This window comes from Lelliottia sp. RD5 (assembly GCF_056032945.1).
Map to the genome: position 1 here is coordinate 512948 of NZ_JBVYHQ010000001.1, position 21743 is coordinate 534690.

Here is a 21743-nt window from a genome sequence, read left to right on the forward strand (position 1 = left end):
TTACACAGCACCAGGCTGTAAAAAAGATTTTTCAGTGGTGGGTTTATTCGAACGTAAAAGGAAAATGGAAATAAACGTGGTGAAGAACACCATAATCCCCATAATCAGATAAGACTGAGCAAAGCCAAATTTTTCATAGCTGAAGCCTGCCAGTGGCGATAATACGGTGCCGATCACTGAACTCGTGCAGGCAAAGCCCACCAGATAAATTGTGGAAGACAAACGTTTATCGAAGTTGAGGCTGTTATATTTAAAAATTGCCACCAGCAGCACCGGTAATTCGAGGGCATGCAGCAGTTTAGTGATTGAAATGAGCAGGGGCCCCTCAACCAGGCCTGAGGCAATCATGCGCAGCGCCATCACCATACCCGCGAAAATAAGACCATTTTTGGCGCCCATCCGGTTTACCAGCCACGGCGCACAGAACATGCCTGCTGCCTCAAGGAAAACCTGGAAAGAATTGAGATAGCCAAACATCGCGTTTCCTTCACGTAAGGTAGGAAACTGTGAAGAGAAATAAACCGGGAATTGTTGGTCGTAAACGCCGTAAATACAGGTGCCAATCACAAAGAAGATCAGTGCCCAGAAATGCGGTAAGGTGAGCAGCCTCAAGGCATCTTCGAGGGAGACCTTTTTAGCCCCAATCTCCAGTTTCTCCATACCTGCCGGTGCCGCGACTTTTAAGCGAAGCAGCAGGCAGAAAAAGACCAGTCCAGAGCATGACGCCACCAGAAAATTAAGATCAGGATTGATATTAAATAACAGGCCAGCAAAGAACGTGGCGACAGCCCAACCTAATGAGCCCCACATGCGCGCCCGGCCAAATTCAAAGGTACTTTGCCGCGCTACGCGCTCGGTATAAGATTCCAGCACCCCTATACCGCCGTTAAAGGTTAGCCCTATAAACAGGCCACCAAAAATACTCCCCAGCAGAATATTCAGGCTGAGCAAATAACTAAAAAATAGATAAGCTGGGCCAGAAAGGATCAGCAGGGCGGTGATAAACCACAGCAGGTTTTTACGCAGACCGAGCCGATCCTGAATAAAACCGTAGAACACCTGAGCGAAAAGGGCAGAGACCGATAAAACGGAAAAAATAATGCCTGTTTCTGACGCTTTTAACCCTAATTCCTGATGTAACCAGATTGAAAGCAGTGAACTGGACGAAGACCAGGTGACAAAGAAAAAGAACAACAATGCGCTGAGCAGAAAGTAGCTACCTGAAGGCCTTATTTTCATCTGAGTAATCTCATGGAAGGATATATGCAATTATGGTAACGTTAACATTGTCCGCTCTCATGGGTTTTTAGAGTGATATACGATGTTAATCACAAAAGTTAACGTTAACATTGGTAGATTGAGATCTACATCATATTTTGATTTCAAACTCACTCAATCAGCCGCGCAATACATACAATGAGGGCTTGGTATTCCGGGATAATCTTGATTGCAGGGAACCACTACGCAACAAGGATCGTGTCATTTTTTTGCTGAACGGAAGGTTATGGCGTCTTTAAAAGATGTGGCCAGAATGGCCAATGTATCGTTAATGACAGTTTCGCGGGCGCTGAACAGCCCTGAACGTGTAAAGGCAGATACGCTTGCACGCGTACAGGAAGCGATTCTGCATCTTAACTATGTCCCTGATTTGTCTGCAAAACAGATTCGCAGTGTCGGCACTAAAAATAAAACGATTGGTGTACTGGCGCTGGATACGGTTACCACGCCGTTTTCCGTTGAAATTACGCTGTCTATAGAAGAAACCGCCCGGGCTCACGGCTGGAATAGCTTCGTGGTGAACATGTTTTCTGATGATAATCCGGACGACATTGTTGATTTGCTCCTTGCTCACCGGCCCGGCGGAATTATCTTTACCACCATGGGCCTGCGCGAAGTGCATGTTCCGCCAAAGTTGTTGACGCACCCTTGTGTGCTGGCAAATTGTGAGAATAAAGGCGAGCCCGTAGCCTGTTATATCCCTGACGACGAGCAGGGGCAGTATCAGGCGGTACAAGCCTTACTGGCAGCAGGTTACCGTCGGCCTATCTGCCTGCATCTACCGGTTAACCACCTGGCGACGTCCCGCCGACGCAAAGGGCTTGAGCGGGCATGCCGCGAGGCCGGCATCGATCCCGATACGCTTGAACATAGCCATATGCAGCTCGGCGATGAACATTACCGGGACATTCCTGACATTCTGTTGGCGCATATCCATCAGGGAATACCGCAGTTTGACTCGGTGATTTGCGGTAATGACCGTATTGCCTTTATGGTGTATCAGACACTGTTAGCCAACGGTATACGTATTCCTCAGGATATTGCAGTGCTTGGGTACGACAATCTCGTGGGGATTGGTAATCTGTTTTTACCGCCTCTTTCTACGGTTCAATTGCCGCATTATGAAATTGGTCGTCTGAGTACCTTACACATCATTAACGGTGATAACAGTAAGGAGAGGGTGCTGGTAGAGAGCCCATGGCTGTCTCGTTCGTCGGTATGAATCAATAAACGGCCTGTCGGGCAGACCGTTTTCTTGATTTACGCCGTGGTACGCGTCGGTCTAACCACAATCTCATTCACATCGACATCATCGGGCTGCTCAATAGCGTAACGAACCGCGCGGCCAATCGCGTCGGGTTGCAGGGCAATCGCCCGGTAGCTTTTCATCGCTTCTGCGGCAGTGGGGTCCGTTATCGTGCCTGCCAGTTCACTTTCCACCACGCCGGGATGAATACAGGTCACGCGCAGCTGGCTGTTCTCCTGACGCAGACCATCGGAAATCGCCCGCACCGCAAATTTGGTTGCGCAGTAGACCGCCGCGGTGGGTGATACCGCCAGCGCACCAATCGAGGCGATATTAATGACATGCCCCGATTTCCGCGCCAGCATCGACGGCAGGACCGCTGCGATGCCATACAGCACACCCTTGATATTCACATCCACCATCTGTTCCCACTCATCCACCTTCAGCGAGGCCATCGGCGACAGCGGCATAATGCCTGCGTTATTCACGATCGCATCAATGCGATTCCATTTTTCCAGTGCGAAGGCGGCAAACGCCTCCACGGATCGACGGTCGGTCACGTCCAGTTGTTTAACTGCCACCTCAGCACCGTTGAAGCGTAGCTCGTCCGCCAGTGCGGCAAGGCGATCTTCGCGTCGTGCCCCCAACAGTAAAACTGCATCAGTTTTTGCCAGCTCGCGCGCAATGCCTGCACCAATGCCGCTGGATGCGCCGGTAATTAAGATCACTTTGTTTGTCATGGGTCTTCTCCTGTTCGGTTTGCACTGGTGATCTTACGCTCGACGTACTATAAAGATAATCCGCTCATTTCTTACCAAACTGGTAACAGTAGCTAACCAATGACAATAGATAAAAACGCGCTTGAAGTGTTCGTGATGGTGGCGCAGACACGTAATTTTCGCCTTGCGGCGGAGCGGCTGGGCGTGACGCGTCCGGCGATCAGCCAGACGTTGCGGCGGCTGGAAGACCGTCTGAACACCACCCTGATGCATCGCACCACGCGCAGTATCAACCTCACCGAGGCGGGGAAACGGCTGTATGCCGAGATAGCCCCTGCGATGGAACAGCTTAACGGTGCAGTCACCGATATTGCCGATCAACTGGCGGAGCCGCGCGGTCAGCTGCGTCTGGCGATTTCATCCATTGCCGAACGCATTATTGACGGCAGAATGCTGGCGTCCTTTATCGCGGCGTACCCGCATGTTGAGCTGGACATTACCATCACCGACGAGGCGTTCGACATTGTGGAGCAGGGGTTTGATGCCGGTGTGCAGCTGGGAGAGGTCATCGCGAAAGATATGATCGCGGTGCCGGTGTCCACCCTGCAGCGGCAAATCGCCGTCGCATCACCGGCCTATCTTGCGCAATACGGCGTTCCGACGCATCCGCAGGATTTGCTTCAGCATCGCTGTATCGGCTGGCGAAAATCCCCCGGCGTGTCGCCGTATCGCTGGGAGTTTGCCGAGCAGGGCCGCGAATTTGACGTGGACGTTAAACCCCAACTGACCACCAACGATATGGGGGTCATGATCCGTACCGTGTGCGCCGGGGGCGGGATCAGCTTTGGTATGGAAGAGACCTACGCGCCGTATATCGCGCGGGGTGAGCTGGTGACGTTATTAGATGAATGGCTGCCGACGTTCCCGGGCTTTTATCTCTACTTTTCCAGCAGAAAGCATATGCCGCCGCGCCTGAGAGCTTTTATTGATCATGTGAGGATGTGAGGGGCGTCGCCGATCCGAAATGTGCCCTGGTGCATTAACGTGCCGCTATTTGATCCCCATTCTTTTTGTACCAGAAGCGCCAGCCCCTAGGGGTATCTTATGCATGAAGCCACCTGGGCTCGAAAGAGCCCGCAGCGCCTCAGGGCATTATCGCTCTGGTTTTACTCCTCACTGAAGATTTTCAAAAACCGTTTCACCGTCCGCGAACGTTCAAAACGCCGCCAGCAGAGTGCGATATCGGTACTGAGCGCCGGGGAGATCAACGAATGATAAGTGACACTCGGCGGAGATATAGCCGCCATTGACTGCGGCACCAGGGCGAACCCAGCCCCTGCGGCCACCATACTCAGAGAAGACGATAGCTGCGAGGATTGCTGCGTGTGCTGCATATCAATTCCCGCCCGTTCGCAACAGCCGTAAACGCGATCGTACAGCCCCGGCGCAACCTCCTGCGGGAACAGAATCACTGGTGTATCCCGAAGCTGCTCTAATCTCAGAGCATCACTTTGCGCAAGAGGATGGCTGCTATGCAACGCTACCACCATCGGCTCGCGATCAAGAATTTTCAGGTCAAACGTCTTGCTGCTCTCGCAGGGCAGTCGCACAAAGGCGATGTCCAGTTCACCCTCCGTCAGCATCGTCATCAGCGACGACATATTGGCCTCCACCTGATGTACTCTCACCGCCATATTCTGTACCTGAAACTGGCGAATAAGCGCAAAGATTTTGGGATGGAAAGCGTCTGAACTGGTGATCCCTATCGACAGGCTACCATTCAGCCCGCGCGCAATGCCCCGGGCTTTCTCCAGCGCGGCATCGCTCATCGCCAGGATCTGGCAGGCATCCTCATAGAAGGCTTCTCCTGCTTCGGTCAATTCCACGCCCCGCGTCAGGCGTCTGAACAGCGGCGTGCCCACTTCTTCCTCAAGCCGTTTTATTTGCTGACTCAGAGGAGGCTGTGAAATACCCAGCGCTTTAGCCGCTTTGGTGAAGTGCCGCTCGCGTGCAACCGCGACAAAATACCGCAGATAACGAAGTTCCATATCTAAAACGTCTCAAACCAGCATGGATTCTATATTGGAACTCTACGCTGAATCGGGTCAACATTTATTTAACCTTTATAAATAAAGTTGAAGAGGACGAGCATGATGGTGCATTCATCTGCATGCGACTGTGAGGCCAGTTTGTGCGAGACCCTGCGTGGATTTTCTGCCCAGCATCCTGACAGCGTGATTTATCAAACATCGCTAATGAGCGCGCTGCTAAGCGGCGTGTATGAAGGGGAGACCACCATCGCCGATCTGCTTGCGCATGGCGATTTTGGTCTGGGGACGTTTAACGAGCTGGACGGCGAAATGATTGCGTTCAGCAGCCAGGTGTATCAGCTGCGTGCGGACGGCAGCGCCCGTGCCGCGAAGCCGGAGCAAAAAACGCCATTCGCGGTGATGACCTGGTTCCAACCGCAACACCGCAAAACCTTTGACAGTGCGGTCAGCCGTCAGCAGGTACACGACGCGATCGACCAGCAAATCCCCTCCGATAACCTGTTCTGCGCGTTACGCATCGACGGTCATTTCCGTCACGCTCACACCCGGACCGTTCCCCGTCAAACTCCGCCTTACCGCGCGATGACCGACGTGCTGGACGACCAGCCCGTGTTTCGCTTTAACCAGCGCAAAGGGGTGCTGGTCGGGTTCCGCACGCCTCAGCATATGCAAGGCATTAACGTGGCGGGCTATCACGAACATTTCATTACCGACGACCGACACGGCGGCGGCCATCTGCTCGACTATCAGCTGGAAAACGGGGTGCTAACGTTTGGTGAAATTCACAAGCTGATGATTGACCTGCCTGCTGACAGCGCGTTTTTACAGGCCAACCTTCACCCCAGCAATCTTGATGCAGCGATCCGTTCCGTCGAAAACTAACAGGAGAACCACCGTGAACAGTGATAAACAGGCACGTCAGTGGGCGCATGGCGCGGATATGGTCGTCGGCCAGCTGGAAGCGCAGGGCGTGAAGCAGGTTTTCGGTATCCCGGGCGCGAAAATCGACAAGGTTTTTGACTCTCTTCTGGACTCTTCTATCGAGATTATTCCCGTGCGTCACGAAGCAAACGCGGCGTTTATGGCGGCGGCAGTAGGGCGGCTGACCGGCAAAGCGGGGGTTGCCCTCGTCACCTCCGGGCCGGGCTGTTCGAATTTGATCACCGGTATTGCTACCGCCAACAGCGAGGGTGACCCGGTGGTCGCGCTGGGGGGGGCCGTGAAGCGGGCAGATAAAGCGAAGCTTGTGCATCAGAGCATGGACACGGTCGCCATGTTCAGCCCGGTGACAAAATATGCTGTGGAGGTCAACTCACCGGACGCGATTGCGGAAGTGGTATCGAACGCTTTCCGTGCCGCTGAGCAGGGCAGACCGGGTGGCGCGTTTGTCAGCCTGCCACAGGATATTGTCGACCAGCCTGTCACCGGGGCGATTTTGCCCGCCAGCACCGCAGCACTGATGGGACCCGCACCGGAATCGGCTATCAACGACCTGGCGACGCTTATCGACAACGCTAAAAATCCGGTCATTCTTCTGGGTCTGATGGCCAGCCAGCCTGCCAACAGTGACGCGCTGCACAAGCTGCTGGAAAAAAGCCGCATACCGGTCACCAGCACCTATCAGGCCGCAGGGGCCGTCAACCAGGCGCATTTCACTCGCTTTGCCGGACGCGTTGGCCTGTTTAACAACCAGGCGGGTGACCGGCTGCTGCATCTGGCTGACCTGATTATCTGCATTGGTTACAGCCCGGTGGAATACGAACCGTCGATGTGGAACAGCGGCAACGCCACGCTGGTACACATTGACGTGCTGCCTGCCTATGAAGAACGTAACTATGTGCCTGACCTCGAACTGGTGGGGGATATTGCCGAAACGCTGAATCTGCTCGCCAGCCGGATCGCACACAAGCTGGAGCTCAGCATCCGCGCGTCAGAAATTCTGGTCGATCGTCAGCATCAGCGGGATCTGCTCGACCGCCGTGGGGCCTCGCTTAACCAGTTTGCCTTGCATCCGCTGCGTATCGTGCGCGCCATGCAGGACATCGTTAATAGCGACGTCACGCTCACCGTTGATATGGGCAGCTTCCACATCTGGATTGCCCGCTATCTCTACAGCTTCCGCGCACGTCAGGTGATGATTTCAAACGGTCAGCAGACCATGGGCGTTGCGCTGCCGTGGGCGATTGGCGCGTGGCTGGTCAATCCGGGCCGCAAGGTAGTCTCGGTCTCCGGCGATGGCGGTTTTCTGCAGTCCAGCATGGAGCTGGAAACCGCCGTGCGTCTCAAGGCTAACGTGCTGCACATCATCTGGGTGGATAACGCCTACAACATGGTGGCGATCCAGGAGGAGAAAAAATACCAGCGTCTTTCCGGCGTGGAATTCGGGCCGGTCGATTTCAAAGCCTATGCCGATGCCTTTGGCGCGAAAGGCTTTGCCGTCGAGAGCGCGGATGCGCTGGAGCCTACGCTGCGTGCGGCAATGGACGTCGAGGGTCCGGCCGTGGTCGCCATTCCCGTCGACTATAGCGATAACCCGCTGCTGATGGGTCAGCTCCATCTCAGCCAAATTTTGTGAATCACTATAAGGACAGAAAAATGCAAAAAGTTGCTCTCGTCACTGGCTCAGGCCAGGGGATTGGTAAAGCGATTGCGCTTCGCCTGGTAAAAGATGGCTTTGCTGTCGCCATTGCAGATTACAACGAAGAGACGGCGAAAGCCGTTGCCGATGAGATCACCCGTAAGGGGGGGAAAGCCGTCGCCGTGAAGGTGGATGTGTCCAACCGCGAGCAGGTGTTCGCGGCGGTTGAAAAAGCCCGCACCGCGCTGGGCGGTTTCAACGTGATTGTCAACAACGCCGGGATCGCGCCTTCAACGCTCATTGAGTCGATCACGCCGGAAATTGTCGATAAAGTTTACAACATCAACGTGAAAGGGGTGATCTGGGGTATTCAGGCTGCGATTGACGCGTTTCGTAAAGAGGGCCACGGCGGCAAAATCATCAACGCCTGTTCCCAGGCGGGCCATACCGGCAACCCGGAACTGGCGGTGTACAGCTCCAGCAAGTTCGCGGTACGTGGATTAACCCAGACCGCTGCACGCGATCTCGCCCCGCAGGGGATCACCGTTAACGCGTATTGCCCGGGTATCGTCAAAACGCCGATGTGGGCGGAAATCGACCGTCAGGTGTCCGAGGCGGCAGGTAAACCGCTCGGCTACGGCACCGAAACCTTTGCCAAACGCATTACGCTTGGCAGATTGTCCGAACCGGAAGATGTGGCCGCCTGCGTCTCTTACCTCGCAGGACCCGATTCCGACTATATGACCGGTCAGTCGCTGCTGATTGATGGGGGGATGGTCTTCAACTAAATACGCCTCAGCGCTGACACGCATTTTGTTCTGACGCCAAAAGTGGGACACAATCAACGAGACTTAAGAGAAAGAGCCCATACATCGATGGGCTCTTTTATATTTCCGGACATGCCAAATCGCCTTGCGCAGTCACATTACTCAGCGTTACGAGAGGGTACTGCGCCGCCATGCGCCGGGCGCCTGACCATACTGACGCTTAAAGCTGCGGTTGAAGGACTGCTGGGAGTCAAATCCCAACGCGATCGCCACGTTCAGAATCGGTTCATCGCTCTGGGTTAAGCGTTCAACTGATTTTTGCAGCTTTTGCGCACGAATATACTCGCCGAGTGGATAACCCGTATGTTCCTTGAACATCCGCTGGAGGTGCCATTTCGAGTAGCCGGCACGCCGGGAAACGGTGTTAATGTCCAGGCGGTTTTCAAGGTTGTTATCGATCCAGTCGAGCAGATCGTGAATAAATGCGTCAGTGTTCATGGTGTTCTCCCACGCCGCGTCTTAAAAAGCATCTTTGTCTGTTGCATTTAAAGATGACGCGCACTTGCATTAAATGCAAGTTTTATTGTTGCACTTAATTCCTTGCCGAAAACGCGCCTTTTGTCCCTGACTCAAATAGCACATAAAGTGTATCAATTATTCTTGCACTTAATTTAGCGCCTTCCTACAATCGCCGCGATAGTGTATTCGCAACTGTTACAGTTTTGTGGCGATGAACGACACAAATAGCCTCAAGCCAGTTCGGACAAAGGAAGTGGCGCGGCGTCTCCCGCTGCGTCTTGTTCGGCGGCTACCATAACCGGAATAAAAATAATGAGCCTGCAAAAAACCTGGGTTAACGTTCATCTGACTGCACTGGGAGCGATGTTCCTCTCCGTGCTGCTTGTCGGATGCGATGACGGTGTTGCACAAAACGCCGTCCCACAAGCGCCCGCGGTGAGCGCCGCTGACGTGGTAGTGAAATCCATCAGTCAGTGGGATAGCTTTAACGGCAGAATTGAAGCGGTGGAAAGCGTTCAGCTACGACCTCGCGTCTCCGGCTACATCGATAAAGTGAATTACACCGACGGTCAGGAAGTGAAAAAGGGCGAGGTACTGTTCACTATCGATGACAGAACCTACCGCGCCGCGCTCGAGCAGGCGCAGGCCTCGTTGGCGAGAGCCAAAACGCAGGCCAGCCTGGCGCGAAGTGAGGCTAACCGTACCGATAAACTCGTCAATACCAACGTCGTTTCGCGTGAAGAGTGGGAGCAACGCCGTTCGGCCGCTACCCAGGCGCAGGCCGACATTCGCGCCGCGCAGGCGGCAGTTGACGCCGCGCAACTTAACCTGGATTTCACTAAAGTGACCGCGCCTATAGAGGGTCGTGCCAGCCGGGCATTGATCACCAGCGGTAATCTGGTCACTGCGGGTGACAGTGCCAGCGTTCTCACCACGCTGGTCTCCCTGAAGACGGTTTACGTCTACTTTGACGTGGATGAAGCGACGTATTTGCACTATCAAAACCTCGCCCGCAGCGGGCAGGGCGCGTCCAGCAATCATCTCGCGCTCCCGGTAGAAATTGGCCTGGTTGACGAAGAAGGCTATCCCCATCAGGGCAAAGTGGATTTTCTTGATAATCAGTTAACGCCGAGTACCGGCACCATCCGTATGCGCGCGCTGCTGGATAACGCACAGCGTCAGTTCACGCCGGGGCTGTTTGCCCGCGTACGCCTGCCGGGCAGCGCTGAATTCAACGCCACGCTTATCGACGACAAAGCGGTGCTGACCGATCAGGATCGTAAATACGTTTATATCGTTGATAAAGAAGGTAAAGCGCAGCGCCGCGATATCACACAGGGACGTCTGGCCGCCGGTTTACGTATCGTGCAGCAGGGGCTGAACCCGGGCGATAAAGTCATCGTCGACGGGTTACAAAAAGTGTTTATGCCGGGTATGCCGGTTAACGCAAAAACCGTTCCTATGACCGCCAGCGCCACGCTTAACTGATCCCTTACCCGAGAATCCGACACATGGACTTTTCCCGCTTTTTTATCGACAGGCCGATTTTTGCCGCAGTGCTGTCGATTCTGATTTTCATCACAGGATTAATCGCTATCCCGCTTTTGCCGGTCAGCGAATATCCTGACGTCGTACCGCCAAGCGTGCAGGTGCGCGCGGAGTATCCGGGTGCCAACCCGAAAGTGATTGCTGAAACCGTGGCCACGCCGCTGGAAGAAGCCATCAACGGCGTTGAAAATATGATGTACATGAAATCCGTTGCAGGCTCTGACGGCGTACTGGTGACCACCGTGACGTTCCGCCCGGGGACCGATCCGGATCAGGCGCAGGTTCAGGTGCAAAACCGCGTCTCACAGGCCGAAGCGCGTCTACCGGAAGATGTACGGCGTCTGGGCATTACCACCCAGAAACAATCACCAACCCTGACGCTGGTAGTGCATCTGTTTTCGCCGGGCGGTAAGTACGATTCACTGTATATGCGTAACTACGCCACGCTAAAAGTGAAGGATGAGCTGGCGCGTCTGCCTGGCGTGGGTCAGATTCAGATTTTTGGCTCCGGCGAATACGCGATGCGCATCTGGCTTGATCCCGCTAAAGTCGCGGCGCGCGGGCTGACGGCCTCCGATGTGGTGACGGCGATGCAGGAGCAAAACGTACAGGTTTCCGCCGGGCAGCTTGGCGCTGAGCCGCTGCCGAAAGAGAGCGATTTCCTGATCTCCATTAATGCCCAGGGGCGTCTGCACACAGAAGAAGAGTTTGGCAATATTATTCTGAAAACGGCACAAGACGGCTCGCTGGTACGCCTGCGCGATGTGGCGCGGATTGAAATGGGTTCTGGCAGTTATGCGCTGCGTTCTCAGCTCAACAATAAAGACGCGGTCGGGATTGGTATCTTCCAGTCCCCGGGCGCGAACGCCATCGATTTGTCTAACGCCGTTCGGGCAAAAATGGACGAACTGGCCACGCGTTTTCCGGATGATATGAAGTGGGCGGCGCCGTACGACCCGACGGTTTTCGTACGCGACTCCATTCATGCGGTCGTGCAAACCCTGCTGGAAGCGGTAGCGCTGGTTGTACTGGTGGTGATTCTGTTCCTGCAGACCTGGCGCGCGTCAATTATTCCGCTGATCGCGGTGCCGGTATCGATCGTGGGAACGTTCAGCATTCTCTATCTGCTTGGCTTTTCGCTCAATACCCTGAGTTTGTTCGGGCTGGTACTGGCTATCGGTATAGTCGTGGATGATGCCATCGTGGTGGTGGAAAACGTTGAACGAAATATCGAAGAGGGGCTTTCTCCGCTTCAGGCAGCGCATCAGGCGATGCGTGAAGTGTCCGGACCGATTATCGCGATTGCGCTGGTGCTGTGTGCGGTGTTTGTCCCGATGGCATTTCTCTCTGGGGTAACCGGCCAGTTCTACAAACAGTTTGCGGTGACGATCGCGATTTCGACGGTGATCTCCGCCATCAACTCGCTGACTCTCTCGCCGGCGCTGGCGGCTCTGCTGTTAAAACCGCACGGCGCACCTAAAGACTTCCCGACCCGGATTATCGATCGTCTGTTCGGTTGGCTGTTCCGTCCGTTTAACCGCTTTTTCCAGCGTAGCTCGAACGGTTATCAGGGGCTGGTTGGCAAAACGCTCGGACGACGCGGCGCGGTGTTTGTCGTTTATGTGCTGCTGCTCTGTGCGGCGGGCGTCATGTTTAAAGCGGTACCGGGCGGGTTTATACCAACCCAGGATAAGCTGTATTTAATTGGCGGCGTGAAAATGCCGGAAGGCTCTTCGCTGGCCCGCACCGATGCAGTGATCCGCAAAATGAGCGAAATCGGGATGAGTACCGAAGGCGTGGATTATGCGGTCGCGTTTCCTGGGCTGAATGCGCTGCAGTTCACCAATACGCCGAATACCGGGACGGTCTTCTTTGGCCTGAAACCGTTCGACCAGCGTAAACACTCTGCGGCGGAAATTAACGCTGAGATCAATGCAAAAATCGCGCAAATCCAGCAGGGCTTTGGCTTCTCCATTTTGCCGCCGCCGATTTTAGGGCTGGGGCAGGGGTCGGGCTATTCGCTGTACATCCAGGATCGCGGTGGTTTGGGTTATGGCGCATTGCAGAATGCGGTGAACACGATGTCTGGTGCGATTATGCAGACGCCGGGGATGCATTTCCCTATCTCAACCTACCAGGCTAACGTTCCGCAGCTGGATGTGCAGGTCGATCGTGATAAGGCGAAAGCGCAGGGCGTGTCGCTGACCGACCTTTTCGGTACGCTGCAAACTTATCTGGGATCGTCTTATGTGAACGATTTTAACCAGTTTGGGCGTACCTGGCGCGTGATGGCACAGGCCGACGGGCCGTTCCGCGACAGCGTGGAAGATATTGCTAATTTGCGCACCCGCAATAATCAGGGCGAAATGGTGCCGATCGGCAGTATGGTGAATATCAGCACCACCTACGGGCCGGACCCGGTAATTCGCTACAACGGTTATCCGGCGGCGGATCTGATTGGCGATGCCGATCCGCGCATTCTCTCTTCCGCGCAGGCGATGGCGCAACTGGACGGGATGTCTAAGCAAATTCTGCCGAACGGGATGAATATTGAATGGACGGATCTGAGCTTCCAGCAGGCCACACAAGGCAATACGGCGCTGATCGTCTTCCCGGTCGCGGTGCTGCTGGCCTTCCTGGTGCTGGCCGCGCTATATGAAAGCTGGACGCTGCCGCTGGCGGTGATCCTGATTGTCCCGGTGACGATGCTGTCCGCACTGTTTGGCGTCTGGCTGACCGGTGGCGATAACAACGTTTTCGTGCAGGTGGGGCTGGTCGTACTCATGGGGCTGGCATGTAAAAACGCGATTCTGATTGTTGAGTTTGCTCGCGAGCTGGAGATCCAGGGCAAAGGGATCATGGAAGCGGCGCTGGAAGCTTGCCGCCTGCGTTTACGCCCGATTGTGATGACCTCCATCGCCTTTATTGCCGGGACAATTCCGCTGATCCTCGGCCACGGCGCGGGTGCAGAAGTGCGCGGCGTCACCGGGATCACGGTCTTCTCCGGGATGCTGGGCGTGACGCTGTTTGGTCTGTTCCTGACGCCGGTGTTTTACGTTGCGCTGCGTAAATTCGTTACGCGCGACAAACCGGTCAAAGACGTTTTACCTGCGTAAGTTTTGCAGGGCACAAAAAAACCGCCTTCTCGTTTAGGCGGTTTTTTTCGTGTCTGAAAGGTCATGACTACGCTTTTTTATGCAAATTATCCATTTCAGGCACCGGATCGCATCCGCTGGTATCCGCTTTTTTGACCTTTTCCAGCGCGCTTGCCACGGTATGCTGAGCCAAAACCGCTAGCGACGCCTGTTCTGCTTCATCGGCGATAGATTTGAAGTACCAGCACGCGTTGGCGCTGACGACGCAGCGAGCCGGTACGTCAGGACGCGACGCCCACAGCTTTTTATCTTCTATGACAGAAACATAGATATCGCGCAGGGTGATATTTTCGGCCGGGCGACCAAGATGAATAGACCCGTTGCGGCCAAGGGTTGAGACGATAATGCCGTCACGCGTGAGCGGAACCATTAACTTGCGGATAAAGCTCGGGTTTGCTTCCAGTCCGTAGGCCAGAATCGCACTCGTCGAACGTTCACCCGATTGCTCCGCCATCGCTACGCTGAGAACCATCTGCAAAGCTGTCGGGAAGCGGTAATCTAACATTTCATTGTCCTGGGTTGCGGTGAATCTTGTTCTTTTTGGCACCGCAGAGGTGAATAATCAGTAAGTAACAATATAACAAATACGGCAATTTTTTTGTAGCAGACAATGCTTGACCTGGCCCGTAAAACGAGAATGCCAGTCGTGCTTTATTTCCACCGTTCATGAGCGGACTTTCCTTGCGCCTTTGAAACCAGTAAAGACAAAGCGTCTTTTTAGGTGCCAAAATTACGCTGTCGGGGGGTGAAGGCCGCTTTCGATGTCATGGTGTTTTGAGCACCGATGACAAAATCAACACTCAAAATGACGCATGTCATTAAAGGCGCAGGGTTTGCACAGATTCGGGCGGGAACGTCTAACCCGCAGTGGGGCGCATGGCACGGGAAGCCGCCTTATGGCGATGACCCGCGTGACCAATTCTGGATTAAACAAGGAATAGATTATGCCAAACAGCATAGCTATTAAGTGGCTGCATCGCATGCTTACCACCGTGCTGTTGCTGATGGTGGTTGCCTTCATCGCATACCAACACTACACACAGCGCACGCCGGATGATGACCTTTACGCAAGTCAGAAGGTGACGGATGGTGTTTATCTTTACGTCACGAAGTACAAAGGCGGCGGCGCAACTGTGTCAGATGTCTACCGATATTATCTTGATGGCAAGTTAGACGGTGACATCTTGTCACACTTGAAAGAACGCGCGGCGTTTCTAGTCGCTGATGTGGGTAATGCCCAAGCTACAGGCTATGGCACGCATATCACTATCAACATTACCGGGCGAGTTTATTCGTTCACAAACGCCGACCTGTTTTATTGTGATGGTGTGGCCATCTCAGCATGACTGCAAATGGCGTGCACTAACGGCAGTCAATAGAGTTGTACAACAGACGTTCTCAACCCGGCAACCGCGCCGGGTTTTTTATGCCCATAGCAAACGAAACGCACGCGAAAAGGGGCAGGGGCGCTCGCCTTAATGTGATATTTGTAGCTGAAATATAATCCGGTTTGAGAAGTGGGCAAGAAGTCAGAGCCTTGCAACAACGCGTCGTGCCGCCTGAATTTGTACACTTAAGAGTGATTTAACATAATATACATTATGCGCACCAATGTGGTATTAGACAGAATCCGGCGTTTTATGGGCATCCTTGGCCTGGTTGTTGATGGCCTCTGAAAGCACCTTCTTAACTGCTGATACCATCACGCTGGCCATATCATTGTTGGATTTCCCGCCACGACTTCATTGGAAAAATTCCCCAGTGGTTTTGGAACGCTGTATGGATTTTGGCGCCACGCTGGCACGCGGATATAGAGAGTTATGACTTTTACTGGCTCAAAAAACTGATAAGCCGTGAGCGATTTCTCGCTTACGGCGAAAGGATCGGTGACATTGTGTTCTGGCAATCAGGCCGCTTTAACTGCTCTGATTTTTTTACTGCCATCCACGTCTGACTCAGTTTTATCTTCTGACGTTGCGGCATCGATCTCAGGAAGCTTGCTGGTACGCAGAATATGCTGCACAGCGTCTTTCTGCTCAGCAAAATAGAGCCCAAGATTCTCTGCCTGCGTTTCATCCATCTGCATTCCGCTTTGCAACAGCCAGTCTGTAAATGCTTCTGCCATGTCGAGCAGTTTGTCGTGAGCGTCAGCCTCTTTCTTACTGGCAAATGTCATTTTCTCTTCACCTTTTCTTACGACAACATATTTTGTTTCAACAGCCATTATGTACTCCAGTCACTGTGTTTACATACAGTATAAATGAATTCTTTCGTAACGCTATCGGAAAAATATTGAGATTGGTCGCTATTCGGATGAGTGAAAGAGCGTCAAATGGGTGGTGTAGCTGTTCCCTACTCTACTGATGTCCGCTATAAACTACGGTGCGATGAACAGCAGGATCATCCTGCCGTTTTATACCGCCGCTGGAGCGTTGCATCGAGTTTGCGTTGAAGCGGATCAGGCGTTTCCCCTTCAATCAACTTGCCTATTAAATCAAAGCAATGCCACGCCAGTTGGCGATTATCCTGACGTATTGTGTCAATCGAGATGGCCAGAGAATCGTAAAGATAGTGATCGTCAAAACTTGCCAGTCGCATATCGCTTTGCAACAGATTGTGCTGGCCCATATAGCGCAAAACCCCTTCGAGTAATCCACAGGCGGCCGTGAAAACAGCCTTCGGTGGACGACCCAACTGCGCGCACAGCGCGGCAAACATCTCATAGCCGGAACTTGGATGATAGTTTCCGTGAATGATCCATTCCGGGCGCAATGTGACACCAGCCTGAGCTAAGCCCTGTTTAAATCCTTCTAAACGATCTCGGGTGGGCGAAAGCCGCGGCTGCCCACCGAGAAAATAGATTTCATCGGGATGCTGCCGGGCGATGTCGGCGACGAGTTCACGGGTCGGAGTGATGGAGTCGGTAATCACCTGCGGTAATGAGCTGTCATTCATATGCCGGTCAAACAGCACGATTGGCAGCTGTTCACTGAGCTTTTGGTAGTCGGTATCATTCAACATGCTCGAGGCCACAATCAGGCCATCGACCTGGCGGGAAACCATATTGTTGACCACCACGGTTTCTTGCCCCGGGTTTTCATCCGTACAGGAGATAAGCAACTGGACGCCGGCTTCGCGGCACAGCGTCTCAAGCTCATGAGAAAAATCAGCAAAGCCGTAGTTGGTGATTTCCGGCACCACCAGTCCAATGGTATGGCTACGATTATCCCGCAGCGATCGCGCATGAATACTGGGCTGATAATGATGCTGTTTTGCAATGGCAAGCACGCGATCGCGGGTTTCTTCCGCGACACGTAATTCTTTGCTGCGACCATTCAAAACCAGACTGGCGGTCGCTTTCGATACGCCCGCCAGTTCCGCTACGTCTTTGATGGTGATGCGTTTTGTTTTTCTCACAACGACTTAGACCCGGCTGCCAAAACCCTTATTCTATCATGCTAGCGCGAAGCGACCAGTAGCGTAATGTGATGGCAGACGCACCTTCGAAGCGTACTTGCGCTGGATTTCCCGGGAAATAGCGGCTGCTCATGACGCCCTCGCCTTCATTAATGAAAATTTCGACGCTGGAGCTGTCGCATAAAACGCGCAGAGAGGTGACCTTTCCATCCCAGTAACGTGTCAATATTTCATCATGTTGAAGGCTTTTTCGTTCCAGCCTAATCCCCTTTTCGTCCAGGGTGAGCCACAGCGTGTTGGCGAAATTCACTTTTACCGGTGCGTCCGTTTTAAGCTCGAACTCAAGACGCCCGGCGTCCAGCACGGGGGCTGTGTCTGCGCTTCCCTGCCAGTTTTGTTCTTCCTCGCGAAGCTGTTGCAGTTCCCGAATCGGTGTTTGCCACAGCGTCCCATCGCGAAAATGCAGCTCGCGCGGACACGTCATCTGATGGACCCAGCCGTGTTCGAGGGTTGGCTGTAGCATTTCTTCACCATCCGGGACGCCCATCCAGCCAATCAGGATCCGACGGCCATCTGCCGCTAATGTCGTTTGCGGTGCATAAAATTCAAACCCGGCATCCAGTTCGTGCAGCGCGCCATGGCCAAACTTTGCATCGTCATAGTGAAAATCACCGCTCATCCAGGTGGAGGGATAGGTATTGCGATAGCGATGCGGCTCGCGCGCTAGCCCCTGCGGGCAGCAGATCAATACGTGGGTACCGTCCAACTCGAATAAGTCCGGGCACTCCCACATATAACCGGCATCAGCCAGGCCGTTCACCCCGTGGCCTGCGATTTCGCCGCAGGGCTGCCAGCTGTGCAAATCAGCAGACTGATACAGCAGAACTTTGCCGCGCTTTTGTACATCCTGCGCGCCCAGCACCATGTACCATTTGCCCTCGTGCTGCCATACTTTTGGATCGCGTACATGGCCGGTATAGCCTTCCGGCAGCGGCAATACTGGACCCAATTTATCGAAACCACCGGCTTCATTTTGCACTGCCAGGCATTGCCATGCGGTGCGACTGCCGTCATCAAATTTGACGTTGCCGGTGTAGCACAACGTCAAAACGCCCTGATTATCCACGGCGCTACCGGAGTAGCAGCCGTTACGGTCGTATTCTTCATCCGGCATCAGCGCCATCGGTTCATGCTGCCATTGCACTAAATCAGCAGAACTCCAGTGACCCCAGCATTTATAACGATGATCGCAGCCCAGCGGGTTCCACTGATAGAACAGATGGTAACGTCCGGCAAACCAGATAAAACCGTTGGGGTCGTTCATCAATCCCGTTACCGGCGCGAGATGCCAGTGAGGATAATGATCGTCAGTTAACGCCTGCGGTTGGCCTTTCATGACGGCCTGCAGTACCGCAGGCCAGCGAGAAGGAATCGTCATTATTCAGAGTCCGTTTTGTATTTCAGCAGTAAAGACAGCGCAAAGGCGACGCCAAAGGCAATGACCATACCGATGATGTAGTTCAGCAGCGAGTTCGCCTGCACGATAGCCATGCCTGGAATAGCCGTCAGGCCTACGGCCGTCATATAAACATGTACCGAAACCACCCACGCACCGCCCGCTGCACCACCAATTAATGCGGCAATAAACGGCTTCACAAAGCGAAGGTTAATCCCGAAGATGGCTGCCTCGGTGATCCCCAGCATGGCAGAAAATGCGGACGGTAAGGTAATCGCTTTAATCTTCGCGTCCTTGGTTTTAAACCACACCGCCAGACACGCCCCGCCTTGCGCCACGTTCGCCATCGCCCAAATCGGCAGCAGGAAATTAACGCCAATCGACGGATTGCCAAGCAATCCCGCTTCGATAGCGTGGAAACTGTGGTGGATGCCGGTGATGACAATCACCGAGTACAGACCACCAAATAACAGCCCTGCCAGCCAACCGGCATGTTCAATCAGCGTGCTCAGTACGAACGAGATACCGTCACCCAGTGCGCGCCCCGCCGGACCAATAATCAGCAATGCAATAAAGCCGGAAATAATGACGGTGAAAAACGGCGTGAGGATTAAATCCAGTGCGTCCGGGATCACGCGGCGCAGCTGTTTTTCGACATGGCTCATAAACCACACGGCTAATAGCACCGGGAATACCGTGCCCTGATAACCGATCATGGCAATCTCGAGGCCAAAAAAGTCCATGGTATGAAAACCCGACGCCACACCCCAGGCATTGGTCAACGCCGGATGCGTCAGAATACCGCCAAGCGTTGCGCCCAAATACGGGTTACCGCCAAATTCACGCGCGGCGGTAAAACCAATCAGGATCGGTAAAATGATAAACGCCGCCGAACTGCACATGTCCAGCATGATGTAGATCGCATTATCGGCATTCACCCAACCGTAGGTTTTTACCATCCCCAGCAAGCCCATCAACAGACCCGATGCGACGATAGCAGGAATGATCGGCACGAAAATATTCGACAGCAGACGTGCGATACGCTGGAACGGATTCAGCTTACGCGCCGCGATGTCGGCGGCTTCAGATTTTGTGGATTCGCCTATGCCCGTGGCCTGTATGAAAGCCGCGTAGACTTTATTGACCACGCCGGTGCCAAAAATAATCTGCATTTGCCCCGCGTTGCGAAAACACCCTTTGACCCCTTCAACCTTACCGATCGCCTGCTGGTCGGCCAGCGCATCATCAACCAGTACCAGGCGTAAACGCGTGGCACAGTGCGCCGCGCTGGCAATGTTCTCTTTTCCGCCGAGCAGCGGAATCAGCGCGCGGGCAATATTATCGAAATCCATAGACACCTCTAACTGAACGTATTTTTATGATGTAAGTGACGCTCCCGCCAGGCGGGAGCGTGAAGGGTTAAAACCAGGTTTCCATCTGTACCCCAAAGTTCCATTCCCCACCTGCGTTGAAACCGCTGCTGCCAAAGGCGTCATCGCTGGCGTAGTTATCCAGTTTGCTGCTCCAGTCCATCCATGTTGCGTACAACCGTAATTCAGGACGGCTGAAGAAATCGCCGATCTTGCCCGCTTTTAACGTCGGCGCGAAGGTCAGTTTGTAGAAGCTCCCGTTCACCGCATTGCGGTCCTTGTAGCCTTCCGGATTCAAATCCATGTATTGATAGCTGCCCTCAAAGGCGAGTGCGAAGTTCTGCGTCACTTCTTTGATAAGCCGCGTGTTGAGCGTGACCCATTCGTAGCTGTCGCCTTTGACGTAACGATCTTTACTGCTCTGCGCAAGCAGCGCTGGCGCGATATGCCAACCGCCGCCGAGAGGCGTGACACCGTAACTTGCAAAGCGCCAGGTATCCGCGTCAGACAGCAAAGCCCCGTCCGAACCGATACTTTTCACTTCGGCGCCCAGGCCGTGACCGTACAGCACTGCCGTTTTGGCAGACCCTTCACGCAGGCCGTAGAAGCTGTCGTTATGCAACCCAACCAACGCATGAACCCCTTTATTCGCGGCATCGGTTTTGATCGGGTCGCCGTTGGCATCCTGACGGTCGTCGTTGTCCTTGGCGCGCATCCCGCTCACCATCACCTGCAGCGGACCCACAAAGTGATTCATACTCAGAATGTAGTTTTGAACGTTGTTGTCGATCTCTTCTTCGCTGCCAAAGTTACGCCCGTAAATGGCGAAATTGCTGCGGAAATTGTCATCCCATTTGACGTCATAGACCCCGCCGCCGGTCCCGGCGAGGAACACCACGTCAGAATCGAGCCAGTGGATATCGAAGTTATCGCGGTCAAAACGCTTACCAGCCCAGAAGGTGCTGCTCTTCAGCGGCCCGCTGAAATCAGGCAAGCTACCCAGCTCAGCAAACGCCTGACGGATATTCAAATCGCTGGAGTCGGCTGACCAGTCGTTATAGGTTTTTTGACCATCCGCGAGCATCGCCTTAAAGCGCGTCGTCGCCCCGCTTTCCAGCGTCTGCTTGTGTTCGACATTCAGCTCGACGTAGGTGTCCGCCTCGTTACCCAAACGTCCTACTGCTCCGCCCGTTTCACCGGCGGGAGTCAGATATGGACCGCTTTTACTGCTGGATGCCGCGTCGTTCATCAGCAAGCCTGAGCGAGCATAACCGTGAAATTCAAATCCACTGGTTAGGTCTGATTTTTTCTCTAACGCCGCGGTGCGCTGCGCAACGTCCTGAGTGCTGGTTTGCGTTTGCTGTTGAACGGCCACGAGTTGTTGCGTTTTTTGTTCTGCAACGGCAGCGCGTTTTTCCGCCGCCGTTGCGCGTCCTTCGGCCTCCTGAAGCCGTTGTTCAAGCGCGGCAAGACGCTGTTCAATACTGTTCATGTCCGTCTGAGCATAGACAGAGGCGCTTCCGGCCAGCATGCCAATCATCACGGCAAGTCTGCGTTTTTTATACATTTTGTCGCATCCCTAAAAGAGGTTATTAAAAGTTGCTAAATTGCTAAACCGGTTTAGTCTGGAGATACTAAA

The 21743-nt window shown here is 53.9% G+C and carries 19 protein-coding genes; 9 read left to right on the plus strand and 10 right to left on the minus strand.

Features of this window, described 5'->3' with window-relative positions; all coding sequences use genetic code 11:
* Positions 1 to 1239, minus strand: coding sequence for an MFS transporter (locus AC0LWE_RS02630; RefSeq protein WP_131486585.1), 1239 nt, complete (start codon positions 1237 to 1239; stop codon positions 1 to 3).
* 265 nt (positions 1240 to 1504) lie between these two features.
* Here AC0LWE_RS02630 and AC0LWE_RS02635 point away from each other — a divergent pair, with 265 nt between their 5' ends.
* Positions 1505 to 2500: a LacI family DNA-binding transcriptional regulator gene (locus AC0LWE_RS02635; RefSeq protein ID WP_202666740.1), complete on the plus strand. Its 996-nt coding sequence runs from the start codon at positions 1505 to 1507 to the stop codon at positions 2498 to 2500.
* A 38-nt stretch (positions 2501 to 2538) separates the two neighbouring features.
* On the opposite strand, the gene AC0LWE_RS02640 is transcribed toward AC0LWE_RS02635, so the two are convergent.
* Positions 2539 to 3264, minus strand: a complete 726-nt coding sequence (locus AC0LWE_RS02640) for an SDR family oxidoreductase (protein WP_219346572.1) — start codon at positions 3262 to 3264, stop codon at positions 2539 to 2541.
* Positions 3265 to 3363: 99 nt separating this feature from the next.
* Between AC0LWE_RS02640 and AC0LWE_RS02645 the strand changes: the two genes are divergently transcribed.
* Positions 3364 to 4248, plus strand: a complete 885-nt coding sequence (locus AC0LWE_RS02645; RefSeq protein WP_202666742.1) for a LysR family transcriptional regulator — start codon at positions 3364 to 3366, stop codon at positions 4246 to 4248.
* 161 nt (positions 4249 to 4409) lie between these two features.
* Here the strand turns inward: AC0LWE_RS02645 and AC0LWE_RS02650 are convergent, their stop codons facing one another.
* Positions 4410 to 5291 (minus strand): LysR family transcriptional regulator, encoded by an 882-nt coding sequence (locus AC0LWE_RS02650; protein ID WP_202666743.1) that lies wholly within the window; start codon positions 5289 to 5291, stop codon positions 4410 to 4412.
* Positions 5292 to 5396: 105 nt separating this feature from the next.
* On the opposite strand from AC0LWE_RS02650, the gene budA reads away from it, so the two are divergent.
* From budA to AC0LWE_RS02665, 3 genes are read left to right on the plus strand one after another with little or no spacing between them, the layout of a single operon-like run.
* Positions 5397 to 6176 (plus strand): acetolactate decarboxylase, encoded by a 780-nt coding sequence (gene budA, locus AC0LWE_RS02655; RefSeq protein ID WP_202667336.1) that lies wholly within the window; start codon positions 5397 to 5399, stop codon positions 6174 to 6176.
* Entirely contained in the window at positions 6148 to 7869 is a 1722-nt protein-coding gene (gene alsS / locus AC0LWE_RS02660) for an acetolactate synthase AlsS (RefSeq protein WP_202666744.1), read from the plus strand. The genes budA and alsS overlap by 29 nt, the downstream gene beginning before the upstream one ends.
* A gap of 20 nt (positions 7870 to 7889) precedes the next feature.
* A complete protein-coding gene (locus AC0LWE_RS02665; protein ID WP_219346573.1) occupies positions 7890 to 8660 on the plus strand; it encodes a (S)-acetoin forming diacetyl reductase in 771 nt (256 codons plus the stop codon).
* Positions 8661 to 8807: 147 nt separating this feature from the next.
* On the opposite strand, the gene AC0LWE_RS02670 is transcribed toward AC0LWE_RS02665, so the two are convergent.
* Positions 8808 to 9137 carry a helix-turn-helix domain-containing protein gene (locus AC0LWE_RS02670; RefSeq protein WP_202666746.1) on the minus strand — a complete coding sequence of 110 codons (330 nt, stop codon included), beginning with the start codon at positions 9135 to 9137 and terminating at the stop codon, positions 8808 to 8810.
* A gap of 333 nt (positions 9138 to 9470) precedes the next feature.
* On the opposite strand from AC0LWE_RS02670, the gene oqxA reads away from it, so the two are divergent.
* Positions 9471 to 10646 carry a multidrug efflux RND transporter periplasmic adaptor subunit OqxA gene (gene oqxA / locus AC0LWE_RS02675; RefSeq protein WP_174341825.1) on the plus strand — a complete coding sequence of 392 codons (1176 nt, stop codon included), beginning with the start codon at positions 9471 to 9473 and terminating at the stop codon, positions 10644 to 10646.
* 23 nt (positions 10647 to 10669) lie between these two features.
* A complete protein-coding gene (oqxB, locus tag AC0LWE_RS02680) occupies positions 10670 to 13822 on the plus strand; it encodes a multidrug efflux RND transporter permease subunit OqxB (RefSeq protein ID WP_219346574.1) in 3153 nt (1050 codons plus the stop codon).
* Positions 13823 to 13889: 67 nt separating this feature from the next.
* On the opposite strand, the gene oqxR is transcribed toward oqxB, so the two are convergent.
* Entirely contained in the window at positions 13890 to 14366 is a 477-nt protein-coding gene (gene oqxR / locus AC0LWE_RS02685) for an efflux pump transcriptional repressor OqxR (protein WP_174341827.1), read from the minus strand.
* A 279-nt stretch (positions 14367 to 14645) separates the two neighbouring features.
* Between oqxR and AC0LWE_RS02690 the strand changes: the two genes are divergently transcribed.
* Both AC0LWE_RS02690 and AC0LWE_RS02695 read left to right on the plus strand, forming a co-directional pair.
* Positions 14646 to 14828 carry a polymorphic toxin type 44 domain-containing protein gene (locus tag AC0LWE_RS02690; protein ID WP_219346575.1) on the plus strand — a complete coding sequence of 61 codons (183 nt, stop codon included), beginning with the start codon at positions 14646 to 14648 and terminating at the stop codon, positions 14826 to 14828.
* On the plus strand, positions 14806 to 15207 hold the full coding sequence (locus AC0LWE_RS02695; RefSeq protein WP_219346576.1) for a hypothetical protein: 402 nt from the start codon (positions 14806 to 14808) through the stop codon (positions 15205 to 15207). The genes AC0LWE_RS02690 and AC0LWE_RS02695 overlap by 23 nt, the downstream gene beginning before the upstream one ends.
* Before the next feature lie 560 nt (positions 15208 to 15767).
* Here the strand turns inward: AC0LWE_RS02695 and AC0LWE_RS02700 are convergent.
* The 5 genes from AC0LWE_RS02700 to AC0LWE_RS02720 form a co-directional block, all read right to left on the minus strand.
* Positions 15768 to 16085 (minus strand): YebG family protein, encoded by a 318-nt coding sequence (locus AC0LWE_RS02700; RefSeq protein WP_202666753.1) that lies wholly within the window; start codon positions 16083 to 16085, stop codon positions 15768 to 15770.
* Between the two features lie 176 nt (positions 16086 to 16261).
* On the minus strand, positions 16262 to 17278 hold the full coding sequence (locus AC0LWE_RS02705) for a LacI family DNA-binding transcriptional regulator (RefSeq protein ID WP_131486544.1): 1017 nt from the start codon (positions 17276 to 17278) through the stop codon (positions 16262 to 16264).
* 28 nt (positions 17279 to 17306) lie between these two features.
* The gene (locus tag AC0LWE_RS02710) at positions 17307 to 18716 is read right to left on the minus strand and encodes a sucrose-6-phosphate hydrolase (RefSeq protein ID WP_202666755.1); all 1410 of its coding nucleotides are present in this window, start codon (positions 18714 to 18716) and stop codon (positions 17307 to 17309) included.
* Positions 18716 to 20086, minus strand: coding sequence for a sucrose-specific PTS transporter subunit IIBC (locus AC0LWE_RS02715; protein WP_131486542.1), 1371 nt, complete (start codon positions 20084 to 20086; stop codon positions 18716 to 18718). Before AC0LWE_RS02715 ends, AC0LWE_RS02710 begins: the two co-directional genes overlap by 1 nt.
* A 67-nt stretch (positions 20087 to 20153) precedes the next feature.
* Positions 20154 to 21671: a carbohydrate porin gene (locus AC0LWE_RS02720; protein ID WP_202666756.1), complete on the minus strand. Its 1518-nt coding sequence runs from the start codon at positions 21669 to 21671 to the stop codon at positions 20154 to 20156.
* Between the last annotated feature and the right edge of the window lie 72 nt (positions 21672 to 21743).

What these genes read in the sequence shown, in the direction of transcription:
- AC0LWE_RS02630 (WP_131486585.1), bottom strand. Translation starts at nt 1,239, where the DNA reads ATGAAAATAAGGCCTTCAGGTAGCTACTTTCTGCTCAGCGCATTGTTG.
- AC0LWE_RS02635 (WP_202666740.1), top strand. Translation starts at nt 1,505, where the DNA reads ATGGCGTCTTTAAAAGATGTGGCCAGAATGGCCAATGTATCGTTAATG.
- AC0LWE_RS02640 (WP_219346572.1), bottom strand. Translation starts at nt 3,264, where the DNA reads ATGACAAACAAAGTGATCTTAATTACCGGCGCATCCAGCGGCATTGGT.
- AC0LWE_RS02645 (WP_202666742.1), top strand. Translation starts at nt 3,364, where the DNA reads ATGACAATAGATAAAAACGCGCTTGAAGTGTTCGTGATGGTGGCGCAG.
- AC0LWE_RS02650 (WP_202666743.1), bottom strand. Translation starts at nt 5,291, where the DNA reads ATGGAACTTCGTTATCTGCGGTATTTTGTCGCGGTTGCACGCGAGCGG.
- budA (WP_202667336.1), top strand. Translation starts at nt 5,397, where the DNA reads ATGGTGCATTCATCTGCATGCGACTGTGAGGCCAGTTTGTGCGAGACC.
- alsS (WP_202666744.1), top strand. Translation starts at nt 6,148, where the DNA reads ATGCAGCGATCCGTTCCGTCGAAAACTAACAGGAGAACCACCGTGAAC.
- AC0LWE_RS02665 (WP_219346573.1), top strand. Translation starts at nt 7,890, where the DNA reads ATGCAAAAAGTTGCTCTCGTCACTGGCTCAGGCCAGGGGATTGGTAAA.
- AC0LWE_RS02670 (WP_202666746.1), bottom strand. Translation starts at nt 9,137, where the DNA reads ATGAACACTGACGCATTTATTCACGATCTGCTCGACTGGATCGATAAC.
- oqxA (WP_174341825.1), top strand. Translation starts at nt 9,471, where the DNA reads ATGAGCCTGCAAAAAACCTGGGTTAACGTTCATCTGACTGCACTGGGA.
- oqxB (WP_219346574.1), top strand. Translation starts at nt 10,670, where the DNA reads ATGGACTTTTCCCGCTTTTTTATCGACAGGCCGATTTTTGCCGCAGTG.
- oqxR (WP_174341827.1), bottom strand. Translation starts at nt 14,366, where the DNA reads ATGTTAGATTACCGCTTCCCGACAGCTTTGCAGATGGTTCTCAGCGTA.
- AC0LWE_RS02690 (WP_219346575.1), top strand. Translation starts at nt 14,646, where the DNA reads ATGACAAAATCAACACTCAAAATGACGCATGTCATTAAAGGCGCAGGG.
- AC0LWE_RS02695 (WP_219346576.1), top strand. Translation starts at nt 14,806, where the DNA reads ATGCCAAACAGCATAGCTATTAAGTGGCTGCATCGCATGCTTACCACC.
- AC0LWE_RS02700 (WP_202666753.1), bottom strand. Translation starts at nt 16,085, where the DNA reads ATGGCTGTTGAAACAAAATATGTTGTCGTAAGAAAAGGTGAAGAGAAA.
- AC0LWE_RS02710 (WP_202666755.1), bottom strand. Translation starts at nt 18,716, where the DNA reads ATGACGATTCCTTCTCGCTGGCCTGCGGTACTGCAGGCCGTCATGAAA.
- AC0LWE_RS02715 (WP_131486542.1), bottom strand. Translation starts at nt 20,086, where the DNA reads ATGGATTTCGATAATATTGCCCGCGCGCTGATTCCGCTGCTCGGCGGA.
- AC0LWE_RS02720 (WP_202666756.1), bottom strand. Translation starts at nt 21,671, where the DNA reads ATGTATAAAAAACGCAGACTTGCCGTGATGATTGGCATGCTGGCCGGA.